The 12,943-nt window shown below is 61.0% G+C and carries 10 protein-coding genes; all 10 read left to right on the top strand.

Annotation, left to right across the window (positions count from 1 at the left end; genetic code table 11):
• The first annotated feature begins 120 nt into the window (after positions 1–120).
• The 10 genes from ACZ6YA_RS20380 (at position 121) to ACZ6YA_RS20335 (ending at position 12,915) form a co-directional block, all read left to right on the top strand.
• On the top strand, positions 121–2,928 hold the full coding sequence (locus ACZ6YA_RS20380; protein WP_465898886.1) for an LPS-assembly protein LptD: 2,808 nt from the start codon (positions 121–123) through the stop codon (positions 2,926–2,928).
• A complete protein-coding gene (locus tag ACZ6YA_RS20375; protein ID WP_465898885.1) occupies positions 2,909–4,228 on the top strand; it encodes a peptidylprolyl isomerase in 1,320 nt (439 codons plus the stop codon). The genes ACZ6YA_RS20380 and ACZ6YA_RS20375 overlap by 20 nt, the downstream gene beginning before the upstream one ends.
• Positions 4,225–5,214 carry a 4-hydroxythreonine-4-phosphate dehydrogenase PdxA gene (pdxA, locus tag ACZ6YA_RS20370; protein ID WP_465898884.1) on the top strand — a complete coding sequence of 330 codons (990 nt, stop codon included), beginning with the start codon at positions 4,225–4,227 and terminating at the stop codon, positions 5,212–5,214. The genes ACZ6YA_RS20375 and pdxA overlap by 4 nt, the downstream gene beginning before the upstream one ends.
• A complete protein-coding gene (gene rsmA, locus ACZ6YA_RS20365; protein WP_465898883.1) occupies positions 5,211–6,011 on the top strand; it encodes a 16S rRNA (adenine(1518)-N(6)/adenine(1519)-N(6))-dimethyltransferase RsmA in 801 nt (266 codons plus the stop codon). The genes pdxA and rsmA overlap by 4 nt, the downstream gene beginning before the upstream one ends.
• Before the next feature lie 149 nt (positions 6,012–6,160).
• Entirely contained in the window at positions 6,161–6,541 is a 381-nt protein-coding gene (gene apaG, locus ACZ6YA_RS20360; RefSeq protein ID WP_465898882.1) for a Co2+/Mg2+ efflux protein ApaG, read from the top strand.
• Positions 6,541–7,407, top strand: coding sequence for a symmetrical bis(5'-nucleosyl)-tetraphosphatase (locus ACZ6YA_RS20355; RefSeq protein WP_465898881.1), 867 nt, complete (start codon positions 6,541–6,543; stop codon positions 7,405–7,407). The genes apaG and ACZ6YA_RS20355 overlap by 1 nt, the downstream gene beginning before the upstream one ends.
• Before the next feature lie 15 nt (positions 7,408–7,422).
• Complete coding sequence (gene glpE / locus ACZ6YA_RS20350) at positions 7,423–7,755, top strand: thiosulfate sulfurtransferase GlpE (protein ID WP_465898880.1); 333 nt, start codon at positions 7,423–7,425, stop codon at positions 7,753–7,755.
• Between the two features lie 282 nt (positions 7,756–8,037).
• Entirely contained in the window at positions 8,038–9,960 is a 1,923-nt protein-coding gene (locus ACZ6YA_RS20345) for a PrkA family serine protein kinase (protein WP_400798294.1), read from the top strand.
• A 118-nt stretch (positions 9,961–10,078) separates the two neighbouring features.
• A complete protein-coding gene (locus tag ACZ6YA_RS20340; RefSeq protein ID WP_465898879.1) occupies positions 10,079–11,350 on the top strand; it encodes a YeaH/YhbH family protein in 1,272 nt (423 codons plus the stop codon).
• Positions 11,347–12,915: a SpoVR family protein gene (locus ACZ6YA_RS20335; protein WP_465898878.1), complete on the top strand. Its 1,569-nt coding sequence runs from the start codon at positions 11,347–11,349 to the stop codon at positions 12,913–12,915. Before ACZ6YA_RS20340 ends, ACZ6YA_RS20335 begins: the two co-directional genes overlap by 4 nt.
• The last annotated feature ends 28 nt before the right edge of the window (positions 12,916–12,943 follow it).

The raw sequence follows: 12,943 nt of genomic DNA, 5'->3' as shown, positions 1-12,943 counted from the left end.
TCCGACGGCCCTAGCCGTCAAGCGGGTCATGCTTTATTATCCAGCATCTTTTTCAGACCATCGAGAGGCGTGCGGCCCCACACGCGGGCAGATGGCACGCAGGAAGCCCGGACTAATAAGATGGCATTGAAATCCCCCGCGTTTCGTAGAAAGTTTCCGTTGCTGGTTACCGGCAGTCTGCTGGCCCTGCAACCTTTTGCCACCTCGTACGTGGTCGCAGCCGAGCAGTTCGACTGCCAAGTGTCCGCCTCCGGTGGTTGGGACTGCAAGCCCAAGAGCCCAGTCAACAACTTGCCACCGCGCCCCGTGCACGAAGGTGCCGCAGCCACTTCCGGCACCGAGGCTTCGTCGACCGCGGCCGAAAGCGCCGAAAAACCCGTGCTGGTCACCGAGAGCAAGGGTCGTGGCCTGAAGTCGCGCAGCGAAGATTACAGCCATCTCGACTGGGTACCCCGCGACAAGCTCACCGCCGCGCAGCTGGCCGAAACCGGCCCGTACTGCGGTGGCGCGTATGTCGAGCCGACCCGCCCGGGCATGGCCGACACCACGCCGAAGGACGAGTCGCCGACCTACATCAACGCCAAGGTTTCCAAGTACCAGCAGGAGCAGCAGATCGCTACCCTCGCCGGTGACGTGGTCATGCGCCAGGGCAGCATGCAGGTCGAAGCCGACGAGGCCAACCTGTACCAGGCCGAGAACCGTGGCGAGCTCAAGGGCAACGTCAAGATTCGCGACAACGGCTCGCTGGTGGTTGGCGACGAGGCGCAAATTCAGCTCGACACCGGCGAAGCGCAAGTCGACAACGCCGAATACGTGATGCACAAGTCGCACATCCGCGGCAACGCCCTGTACGCCAAGCGTGGCGAGAACGCCATCATCCGCCTCAAGGACGGTACGTACACCACTTGCGAACCGGGCAGCAACGCCTGGCAGCTGAAGGGCAACAACATTACCCTGAACCCGGCCACCGGCTTCGGTACCGCGACCAACGTCACCCTGCGGGTCAAGGATTTCCCGGTGTTCTACACACCGTACATCTACTTCCCGATCGATGACCGTCGCCAGTCCGGCTTCCTGCCGCCCTCATTCAGCAGCACCAGCGACACCGGCTTCATGCTGGTCACGCCGTACTACTTCAACCTGGCGCCGAACTATGACGCCACGTTGTACCCGCGCTACATGACCAAGCGTGGCTTGTTGATGGAAGGCGAATTCCGCTACCTGACCAAGTCCAGCGAGGGTCAGTTCGGCGGCGCGTACCTGAACGACAAGAACGACGATCGCAAAGACCAGACTGACTACAAAGAACAGCGCTGGATGATCAACTGGCAGCACAAGGGTGGCCTGGACGAGCGCCTGATGACTGAAGTCGATTACACCGACATCAGCGATCCGTTCTACTTCCAGGACCTCGAAACCGACCAGATCGGCGTCGAGAGCCATGATGTGGTCAATCAGCAGGGTGCCCTGACCTGGCGTGGCGACACCTACACCGCTCGCCTGAACGCTCAAGCGTACGAGATGGCGACCCTGTCGCAGATCACCCCGTATAACAAGCTGCCGCAGATCACCATCGACGGCATGCTGCCGTACCACCCGAGCGGTTTCGACTTCAGCTATCAGACCGAGGCCGTGCGCTTCGATCGTGACCTGAAAGACGGCACGGTGTTCGACAAAGACGGCAATCTCGATACCACCGCAGGCCTCGATGGCCGCCGGCTCGATCAGAACGTCTTCGGTGTGGCGCGCGCCAACGGTACCCGCTTGAACGTCGCGCCGGCTATCAGCCTGCCGATGACTGCCAGCTACGGCTATATCACGCCAAAGCTGAAGTACGTGTACACCCACTACGATCTGGACCTGGATGGCAAGGGCAAGAGCGACATTGCCAACAACCCTGGCTCGGTACCGTTGAACGGCGAGTTCAACAGCAACCAGAACCGCGACATTCCGGTCTTCAGCGTCGACAGCGGCCTGTATTTCGACCGCAACACCTCGCTGTTCGGCAACAACTACCGCCAGACCCTCGAGCCGCGCCTGTACTACCTGAATGTCCCATACAAGGACCAAGTGGACATCCCGCTGTTCGACACCGGCGAAACATTGTTCAACTTTGACTCGCTGTTCCGCGACAACCGCTTCAGCGGTACCGACCGTATCGGCGACGAGAACAAGCTGTCCCTCGGTGTAACCAGCCGCTGGATCGAAGAAAGTGGCTTCGAGCGCCAGAACATCAGCCTCGGCCAGGCTTACTACTTCAAGGACCGTAAGGTCCAGCTGCCTGGCATCGACTACCGCACCCGCAAGGATGCGCAGTCCGACGTATCGCCGTACGCGCTGGTGTACAACTACTACTTCAACCGCGACTGGCGCTTCAATTCGGACTTCAACTGGGACCCGGACAGCCGCAGCACCCGCTCGGGCAGCGCGATGTTCCACTACCAGCCTGAAGACAATCCGAACAAGGTGGTCAACCTCGGTTATCGCTACCGCAATGACACCATCGCCTACGACTCCACCACCGGTACCTGGAAAGTGGGCGGCGGCGACTATGGCACCCCGGGTGATCCGAACTACATCAAGGATTACTACAAGATCCAGCAGCACGACTTCTCGGTCATCTGGCCGATCGTGCCGCAATGGAGCGTGATCGCGCGCTGGCAGCATGACTACAACCGCAACCGTACCCTGGAAGCCATGGGTGGTTTCGAGTACGACAACTGCTGCTGGAAGCTGCGCCTGATCAACCGTTACTGGATCGACTACGACGACTTCAGCCAAGCCACACCGCAAAACGAGAAAGGCGACCATGGCATCTTCCTGCAGATCGTGCTGAAAGGCCTCGGTGGCGTGGTAGGCAACAAGGTCGAATCGTTCCTCGACGAAGGCATTCAAGGTTACCGTACACGTGAAGACCAAGCTTATTGATCGTCTGCGCCCAGTGTTGCTGGGCGCTGTATTGCTGAGTGGCGCGGTGCATGCCGCGGTGCAACCTCTGGACAGCGTCGTGGCCATCGTCGATAACGACGTGATCATGAAGAGCCAACTGGACCAACGCGTTCGGGAAGTCGAGCAGACCATCGCCAAGCGCGGTGGTGGCTCGCCACCCCCAGGCGCTTTGGACCAGCAGGTACTGGAACGCCTGATCGTCGAAAACCTGCAGCTGCAGATTGGCGAACGTTCGGGCATCCGCATCACCGATGAGGAGCTGAACCAGGCCATCGGCACCATTGCCCAGCGCAATGGCATGTCGCTGGATCAGTTCCGCGCAGCCCTGGCCCGCGATGGCCTGTCGTTCGACGACGCACGTGACCAGGTCAAGCGCGAGATGGTCATCAGCCGCGTGCGCCAGCGCCGCGTGGCCGAGCGCATCCAGGTGTCCGAGCAGGAAGTGAAGAACTTCCTCGCTTCGGACATGGGCAAGATGCAGATGTCGGAAGAGTACCGCCTCGCCAACATCCTCATTCCGACCCCGGAAGCGGCCAATTCGGATGACATCAGAAAGGCTGCCGACAAGGTCGGTGGTGTCTACCAGCAACTGCGTAACGGCGCCGACTTCGGCCAGATGGCAATTGCCAACTCCAAGAGTGAAAACGCCCTGGAAGGCGGCGAGATGGGCTGGCGTAAAGCCGCTCAGTTGCCACCTGAGTTCGCCAAACTGCTTGGCAGCATGAGCGTCGGCGACATCACCCAGCCACTGCGCATCCCAAGCGGCTTCATCATCATCAAGCTCGAAGAGAAACGCGGCGGCAGCGAGAACGTGCTGCGTGACGAAGTTCACGTGCGCCACATCCTGATCAAGCCAAGTGAAGTGCGCAGTGAAGCGGCCACCGAGCAGCTCGCCGAAAAGCTCTACGAGCGGATCAATAACGGTGAAGACTTCGCCACCCTGGCCAAGAGCTTCTCGGAAGATCCGGGTTCGGCGCTCAACGGCGGCGACCTCAACTGGGTCGACCCGAACAGCCTGGTGCCTGAGTTCCGCGAGCAGATGGCCGACGCCCAGCAAGGCGTGGTGACCAAACCGTTCAAGACCCAGTACGGCTGGCATGTCCTGGAAGTGCTGGGCCGCCGTGCCACCGACAGCACCGAACAGGCCCGCGAGCAACAGGCTTTGAGCGTGCTGCGCAACCGCAAGTACGACGAAGAGCTGCAGACCTGGCTGCGCCAGATCCGCGACGAAGCCTACGTTGAAATCAAGCTGCCTGGCGCTGACCAGGCCGCACAGTGAAGCCCCAACGCTTCGCCGTCACCCCCGGCGAACCAGCCGGCATAGGCCCCGACCTGTGCCTGCTGCTCGCCAGCGACGCCCAGCCCCACCCCCTGATCGCCATCACCAGCCGTGACCTGCTCGCCGAGCGGGCCTCGCGGCTGGGGCTGGCTGTCAGCCTGCTGCCGGTAGCACCGGGCCAGTGGCCTGACCAACCTGCGCCAGCTGGCAGCCTATACGTTTGGGATACGCCCCTGGCCGCCCCCGTTGAGCCAGGCCAGCTGGACAAGGCCAATGCGGCATTCGTCCTGCAAACCCTGACCCGGGCCGGCCAAGGCTGCCTGAACGGCGATTTTGCCGGGATGATCACCGCCCCTGTGCACAAGGGCGTGATCAACGAAAGCGGCATCGCCTTCTCAGGCCATACCGAATTCCTGGCAGAGCTGACCCACACCGCTCAAGTCGTGATGATGCTGGCAACCCACGGCCTGCGCGTGGCCCTGGTAACCACGCACCTGCCACTGCGGGACATCGCCGACGCCATCACCCCCGACCGTCTGGAGCGTGTCACGCGCATTCTGCATGCTGACATGCGCGACAAGTTCGGCATTGCCAACCCACGCATCCTGGTGTGCGGGCTCAACCCGCATGCCGGCGAAGGCGGCCACCTGGGCCGCGAAGAAATCGACATCATCGAACCGGCACTGGCCCGCCTGCGCACCGAAGGCATGGACCTGCGCGGCCCGCTGCCGGCCGATACCTTGTTTACCCCAAAATATCTGGAGCACTGTGACGCGGTGCTGGCGATGTACCACGACCAAGGCCTGCCCGTACTCAAGTACAAAGGCTTCGGCGCAGCTGTGAACGTTACCCTCGGCCTGCCGATCATCCGCACGTCGGTCGATCACGGCACCGCCCTGGACCTTGCCGGGACTGGCAAGGTCGACACCGGCAGCCTGCGCGTCGCACTGGAAACCGCCTACCAGATGGCCGAGAACCGACCATGAACGAGCAATACCAACACCGGGCGCGCAAGCGCTTCGGCCAGAACTTCCTGCACGACGCCGGCATCATCGACCGCATCCTGCGCGCCATCAACGCCAAGGCCGGCGAGCACCTGCTGGAAATCGGACCGGGCCAGGGCGCCCTTACCGAGGGTCTGCTGGGCAGCGGCGCACAGTTGGATGTGGTCGAACTGGACAAGGACCTGGTGCCGATCCTGCAGCACAAGTTTGCCGGCCGCGACAACTTCCGCCTGCACCAGGGCGACGCCCTGAAGTTCGATTTCAACCAGCTGGGCGTGCCTGAGCGCAGCTTGAAAGTTGTCGGCAACCTGCCCTACAACATCTCCACCCCGCTGATTTTCCACTTGCTCAGCCATGCCGGGCTGATCCGCGACATGCACTTCATGCTGCAGAAGGAAGTCGTGCAGCGCATGGCCGCAGGCCCAGGGGGTGGCGATTGGGGCCGGCTGTCGATCATGGTGCAGTACCATTGCCGGGTCGAGCACCTGTTCAATGTCGGCCCTGGCGCATTCAACCCGCCGCCGAAAGTGGATTCGGCCATCGTGCGCCTGGTGCCGCATGAAGTACTGCCCTTCCCTGCCAAGGATCACCGGCTGCTGGAGCACGTGGTCCGCGAAGCCTTCAATCAGCGACGCAAGACGCTGCGCAACACCCTCAAGGGCCTGCTCGACAGCGCAGCCATCGAAGCCGCAGGCGTCGACGGCAGCCTGCGCCCTGAGCAGCTAGACCTGGCAGCCTTCGTGCGCCTGGCCGACCAGCTCGCCGATCAGCAAGCCTGATTTCGACCGTACCGGCCTCTGTGGGAGCGGGCCTGCCCGCGAAGAGGCCGGTACGCTCACACACACTTTCCAAGCCCCCACACCGCTGGCTCTCCCCCCTGCCAATGGCCTAGACTGCATTATTGCGTCAGTTCGCCCAAGGCCTTTGCATGTCCGACTCCCGCTATCAGATCGACGTCAGCGTCGTGACCCGTTACCTGAAAGATCAATCCGACCCCGAAAGCGATCGCTTCGCCTTCGCCTACACCATCACCGTGCAGAACAACGGCTCGGTCACCGCCAAGCTGATGTCTCGCCACTGGCTGATCACCAACGGTGACGGCGAGGTCGAAGAAGTGCGCGGCGCCGGGGTGATCGGCCAGCAACCGACCATCGAACCTGGCCAGAGCCATACCTACAGCAGCGGCGCCGTCATCAGCACCCGCGTGGGCACCATGCAAGGCAGCTACCAGATGTTCGCCGAGGACGGTAACCGCTTCGACGCCAACATCGCCCCCTTCCGCCTGGCGGTACCTGGGGCCCTGCACTGATGGCCACCTACGCCGTCGGTGACCTGCAAGGCTGCCTGCAACCGCTCAAGTGCCTGCTCGACCGCGTCAACTTCAACCCGGCCGTGGACCGCCTGTGGCTGGTCGGCGACCTGGTCAACCGCGGCCCCGATTCGCTGGAAACCCTGCGCTACCTCTACAGCATCCGGCACTCGCTGGTATGCGTCCTGGGCAACCACGACCTGCACCTGCTGGCCGCCTGGCACAACGTCGAGCGCCTGAAAAAAAGCGATACCCTGCGCGAAATCATCGAAGCACCCGACGCCGACCAGCTGTTCGACTGGTTGCGCAGACAGAAGCTGCTGCATTACGACGAGCCGCGTGGCATCGCCATGGTCCATGCCGGTATCCCGCCGCAGTGGACCTTGGGCACGGCGCTGGAACTGGCCGCTGAAGTCGAAGAAGTGTTGCGCGACGACGGTCGCCTGAAGCTGTACCTCGACGGCATGTACGGCAACGAGCCGAACAAGTGGAGCAAGCACCTCAGCGGCATCGAACGCCTTCGGGTCATCACCAACTACCTGACCCGCATGCGCTTCTGCACCGCCGAAGGCAAGCTCGACCTCAAGAGCAAAGAAGGCCTGGGCACGGCACCGAAAGGCTACAAGCCCTGGTTCGCGCACAAGGGCCGCCGCTCACGGCATGTGAAGATCATCTTCGGCCATTGGGCCGCCCTGGAAGGTCGCGTCGACGAACCGGGCATCATCGCCCTGGATACCGGCTGCGTGTGGGGCGGCGCCATGACCCTGTACAACGTCGACAGCGGTGAGTACCACCGCTGCGACTGCGCCGACGACGGCACCCTACGCACGCCGGCACAACCGACTAAACTCAATGACCACCCCTGAAGGAAAGCCATCCCCATGAGCGAATTCAAGCGCATCCCCCCTGAGCAGGCGTTGGAGCTTCGCAAGCAGGAAGGTGCGGTCGTCGTCGACATTCGCGACCCGCAAGCCTATGCCGCTGGCCATATCACCGGTGCTCTGCACCTGGATAACCAATCGGTGCCCGACTTCATCCGCAACGCCGACCTCGATGCCCCGACCCTGGTGGTTTGCTATCACGGCAACTCCAGCCAGAGCGCGGCCGCCTACCTCGTTGGCCAGGGTTTCTCCGACGTGTACAGCGTCGATGGCGGCTTCGAACTATGGCGTGCCACCTACCCCGCCGAGACCGCCCAAGGCAGCGCCGAATAATTTTTTCATTTGTACTACAGCCCGCGCCCCACGCGGGCTTGCGCCTCACCTGACGAACGGTCGTTGGTAACTTCTCCACCGCTTGCCCTTGACCTTGCGGATAACCAACTATTCTTAAGCGCAGGCCATCCAAAAAAGGGGAGAGCCGGTACACCGGCGTGCGGGTCATCGGTAGCGTTACAGGGTGTTCTGGGGGGTATACAGCAATCGGCGAACCCGATTGCATGCCAGCATCAGCTGACTGATCCGGCGTCGTCTCCACGTATCGAGCGAGGTGACGTCATGAGTATTTTTAGCCACTTCCAACAACGTTTCGAGTCCACGCGCCAGGAAGAACTCTCGCTGCAGGAGTACCTCGAGCTGTGCAAAGAGGATCGCAGTGCCTACGCCTCGGCGGCCGAACGGCTGTTGCTGGCCATCGGTGAGCCAGAACTGATCGACACCTCAAGCAACTCCAGACTGTCGCGTATCTTCTCCAACAAGGTGATCCGCCGGTATCCGGCCTTTGCCGACTTCCATGGCATGGAAGAGTGCATCGACCAGATCGTGTCGTACTTCCGCCACGCCGCCCAGGGCCTGGAAGAGAAGAAACAGATCCTCTATCTGCTGGGTCCGGTGGGCGGCGGCAAATCGTCGTTGGCCGAAAAACTCAAGCAGCTGATGGAAAAGGTACCCTTCTACGCGATCAAGGACTCGCCGGTGTTCGAGTCGCCGCTGGGCCTGTTCAATGCCACCGAAGATGGCGCCATTCTCGAAGAAGAGTACGGCATCTCGCGGCGATACCTGAACACCATCATGTCGCCATGGGCCACCAAGCGCCTGCAGGAATTTGGCGGCGACATCAGCAAGTTCAAAGTGGTCAAGCTGTACCCCTCGATCCTCAACCAGATCGCGATTGCCAAGACCGAACCGGGTGACGAGAACAACCAGGACATCTCGGCGCTGGTCGGTAAAGTGGATATCCGCAAGCTGGAGGAATTTCCGCAGAACGACGCCGACGCCTACAGCTACTCGGGCGCGTTATGCCGGGCCAACCAGGGCCTGATGGAATTCGTCGAGATGTTCAAGGCGCCGATCAAGGTCCTGCACCCACTGCTCACCGCCACCCAGGAAGGCAACTACAACAGTACCGAAGGCCTCGGCGCGATCCCCTACTCCGGGATTTTGCTGGCGCACTCCAACGAATCGGAGTGGCACACCTTCCGTAACAACAAGAACAACGAAGCGTTCATCGACCGGATCTACATCGTCAAGGTGCCGTACTGCCTGCGCGTCAGCGACGAGATCAAGATCTACGACAAGTTGCTGATCAACAGCTCCCTGGCCAAAGCCCACTGCGCGCCAGACACCCTCAAGATGCTCGCCCAGTTCACCGTGCTCTCGCGCCTCAAAGAGCCGGAAAACTCCAACATCTACTCGAAGATGCGGGTTTACGACGGCGAAAACCTCAAGGACACCGACCCGAAAGCCAAGTCGATTCAGGAGTACCGCGACTCTGCGGGCGTCGACGAAGGCATGAACGGCCTGTCGACCCGCTTCGCCTTCAAGATCCTCTCCAAGGTGTTCAACTTCGACCCGCATGAAGTGGCGGCCAACCCGGTGCACCTGCTGTATGTGCTGGAACAACAGATTGAGCAGGAACAGTTCCCCGCAGAAGTGCGCGAACGTTACCTGCGCTACCTGAAAGAGTACCTGGCACCACGCTACATCGAGTTCATCGGCAAGGAGATCCAGACCGCCTACCTCGAGTCCTACAGCGAGTACGGCCAGAACATCTTCGACCGTTATGTGCTGTACGCCGACTTCTGGATCCAGGACCAGGAATACCGCGATCCGGAAACCGGCGAAATCCTCAACCGCATCGCCCTCAACGAAGAACTGGAAAAGATCGAGAAACCGGCAGGCATCAGCAATCCGAAGGATTTCCGCAACGAAATCGTCAACTTCGTGCTGCGCGCTCGCGCCAACAACAACGGCAAGAACCCGAGCTGGCTCAGCTACGAGAAGCTGCGGGTGGTGATCGAGAAGAAAATGTTCTCCAACACCGAAGACCTGCTGCCGGTCATCAGCTTCAACGCCAAGGCCAGCAAGGAGGATCAACAGAAACACAACGACTTCGTCACGCGGATGGTGGAGCGTGGCTACACCGACAAGCAGGTGCGCCTGCTGTCGGAATGGTACCTGCGGGTCAGGAAATCGCAATAAAGCGGCAAGCTACACACCGCACGCCCAAGGCTGGCTTGCCAGCTGCGGGCGGCGGCGGCTGATTTACATGCAGCTCGTAGCTTGAAGCGTGCAGCTGTTCCCAGCTACCGGAGGGACCATGAGCTACGTTATCGACCGACGCCTGAACGGCAAGAACAAGAGCACGGTCAACCGCCAGCGCTTTTTGCGGCGTTACCGTGAACACATCAAGAAAGCCGTCGAAGAGGCCGTGAGCCGCCGTTCCATCATGGACATGGAACACGGCGAACAGATCAGCATTCCGGGACGCGACATCGACGAACCGGTGCTGCACCATGGCCGTGGCGGCAAGCAGACCATCGTGCATCCAGGTAACAAGGAATTCACTGCCGGCGAACATATTCCCCGGCCGCAAGGCGGTGGTGGCGGCGGCGGGCGCGGCAAGGCGGGCAATTCCGGCGACGGCATGGATGACTTCGTCTTCCAGATCACCCAGGAAGAGTTCCTCGAATTCATGTTCGAAGACCTTGAACTGCCCAACCTGGTCAAACGTCACCTGACCGGTGCCGATACCTTCAAGACCGTGCGCGCCGGTATCGCCAACGAAGGCAACCCATCACGCATCAACATCGTGCGTACCTTGCGCTCGGCCCATGCCCGGCGCATCGCCCTGACCGGCAGCAGCCGTGCGCTGCTGCGCGAAGCACAGAAGGAGCTAGCCCGGCTGAAGGTCGAAGAGCCAGACAACTTCACCGACATCCAGGAAACCGAGCAAGAAATCGAGCGCCTCAAGGCACGCATCAATCGCCTGCCCTTCCTCGACACCTTCGACCTCAAGTACAACCTGCTGGTCAAACAGCCCAACCCCAGCTCAAAGGCCGTGATGTTCTGCCTGATGGACGTGTCCGGCTCGATGACCCAGGCCACCAAGGACATCGCCAAGCGTTTCTTCATCCTGCTGTACCTGTTCCTCAAGCGTAACTATGACCGCATCGAGGTGGTGTTCATTCGCCACCACACCAGCGCCCGCGAAGTGGATGAGGAAGAATTCTTCTACTCTCGCGAGACCGGCGGCACCATCGTTTCCAGCGCGTTGAAGATGATGCAGGAGATCATGGCCGAGCGTTACCCGGCCAGTGACTGGAATATCTATGCCGCCCAGGCTTCCGACGGCGACAACTGGAACGACGACTCGCCCATCTGCCGCGAGATCCTTTCCAAGCAGATCATGCCGCACGTGCAGTACTACACTTACGTCGAGATCACCCCGCGTGAGCATCAGGCGTTGTGGTACGAGTACGAGCGGATTGGCGAGGCTTACCCCGACACGTTCGCCCAGCAGCAGTTGGTTTCGGCCGGCGATATCTACCCGGTCTTCCGTGAACTCTTCCAGCGCAGGTTAGCCACATGACCGCCAGAGCACAGAGACGCCAACCCATTTCCACCGGGTCCGAGTGGACGTTCGAGCTGATCCAGACCTACGACCGGGAAATCAGCCGCCTGGCCGAACGTTATGCCCTGGACACCTACCCCAATCAGATCGAGGTGATTACCGCCGAGCAGATGATGGACGCCTACGCCTCCGTCGGCATGCCGCTGGGTTATCACCACTGGTCCTACGGCAAGCAGTTCCTCAGTACCGAGAAGTCCTACAGCCGCGGCCAGATGGGCCTGGCCTATGAAATCGTGATCAACTCCGATCCGTGCATTGCCTACCTGATGGAAGAAAACACCATGTGCATGCAGGCACTGGTGATCGCCCACGCCTGCTATGGTCACAACAGCTTCTTCAAGGGCAACTACCTGTTCCGCACGTGGACCGATGCCACTTCGATCATCGACTACCTGGTATTCGCCAAGCAGTACATCGCCCAGTGCGAGGAGCGCCATGGCATCGATGCCGTGGAGGACCTGATCGACTCCTGCCACGCGCTGATGAACTACGGGGTGGACCGCTACAAGCGGCCCTACCCCATCTCTGCCGAGGAAGAGCGTCGTCGACAGAAGGACCGCGAAGAGCACCTGCAGCGCCAGATCAACGACCTCTGGCGAACCATTCCCAAGGGCGCCGATAAAGGCGGCGAGCGCGACGACGCGCGCTTCCCCGCCGAGCCTCAGGAAAACATCCTGTATTTCATCGAGAAGAACGCGCCTTTACTGGAGCCGTGGCAGCGCGAAGTGGTGCGCATCGTGCGCAAGATCGCCCAGTACTTCTACCCGCAACGCCAGACCCAGGTGATGAACGAAGGGTGGGCGACCTTCTGGCACTACACCCTGATGAACGACCTCTACGACGAAGGCCTGATCACTGAAGGCTTCATGATGGAGTTCCTGCAGTCGCACACCAGCGTCGTGTTCCAACCAGGCTTCGACAGTCCCTACTACAGCGGCATCAACCCTTATGCACTGGGTTTTGCCATGTACACCGACATCCGCCGCATGTGCGAAAACCCTACTGAAGAGGATCGCCGCTGGTTCCCCGACATTGCTGGCAGTGATTGGCTTTCTACCCTGAAGTTCGCCATGAGCAGTTTCAAGGATGAGAGCTTCATCCTGCAGTATTTGTCTCCCAAGGTGATCCGCGACCTCAAGCTGTTCAGCATCCTCGACGACGACCAACGCGATGACCTGCTGGTGCCAGCCATTCACGATGAAGCTGGCTACCGGGTCATCCGCGAATTGCTGGCCGCCCAGTACAACCTCGGCAACCGCGAACCCAACGTACAGATCTGGAGCATCGACCGACGTGGCGACCGCTCGCTGACCTTGCGCCACCAGCAGCACAACCGCAAACCGCTCGGCGACTCCACCGAGGAAGTCCTCAAGCACTTGCACCGCCTCTGGGGCTTCGACATCCATCTGGAGACCGTACAGGGCGACCAGGTGGTCAAGACCCACCACATGCCACCCCGTGGCGAGCACGGTGAAAGCGGCGACTATGGCCGCATGGACCTGGCCGTTATTCATCATCTCTAGCCAGCACCCGCCATTACTGCCGACAGGG

This window comes from Pseudomonas sp. NPDC090752 (genome assembly GCF_055584805.1).
The sequence above is the reverse complement of the archived record's forward strand: the minus strand, read 5'-3'. Positions and strand labels throughout refer to the sequence as shown.

Bases quoted from the DNA above. Each gene is read 5' to 3' on its own strand.
- ACZ6YA_RS20380 (WP_465898886.1), top strand. From the start codon at position 121: ATGGCATTGAAATCCCCCGCGTTTCGTAGAAAGTTTCCGTTGCTGGTT.
- rsmA (WP_465898883.1), top strand. From the start codon at position 5,211: ATGAACGAGCAATACCAACACCGGGCGCGCAAGCGCTTCGGCCAGAAC.
- apaG (WP_465898882.1), top strand. From the start codon at position 6,161: ATGTCCGACTCCCGCTATCAGATCGACGTCAGCGTCGTGACCCGTTAC.
- ACZ6YA_RS20355 (WP_465898881.1), top strand. From the start codon at position 6,541: ATGGCCACCTACGCCGTCGGTGACCTGCAAGGCTGCCTGCAACCGCTC.
- glpE (WP_465898880.1), top strand. From the start codon at position 7,423: ATGAGCGAATTCAAGCGCATCCCCCCTGAGCAGGCGTTGGAGCTTCGC.
- ACZ6YA_RS20345 (WP_400798294.1), top strand. From the start codon at position 8,038: ATGAGTATTTTTAGCCACTTCCAACAACGTTTCGAGTCCACGCGCCAG.
- ACZ6YA_RS20340 (WP_465898879.1), top strand. From the start codon at position 10,079: ATGAGCTACGTTATCGACCGACGCCTGAACGGCAAGAACAAGAGCACG.
- ACZ6YA_RS20335 (WP_465898878.1), top strand. From the start codon at position 11,347: ATGACCGCCAGAGCACAGAGACGCCAACCCATTTCCACCGGGTCCGAG.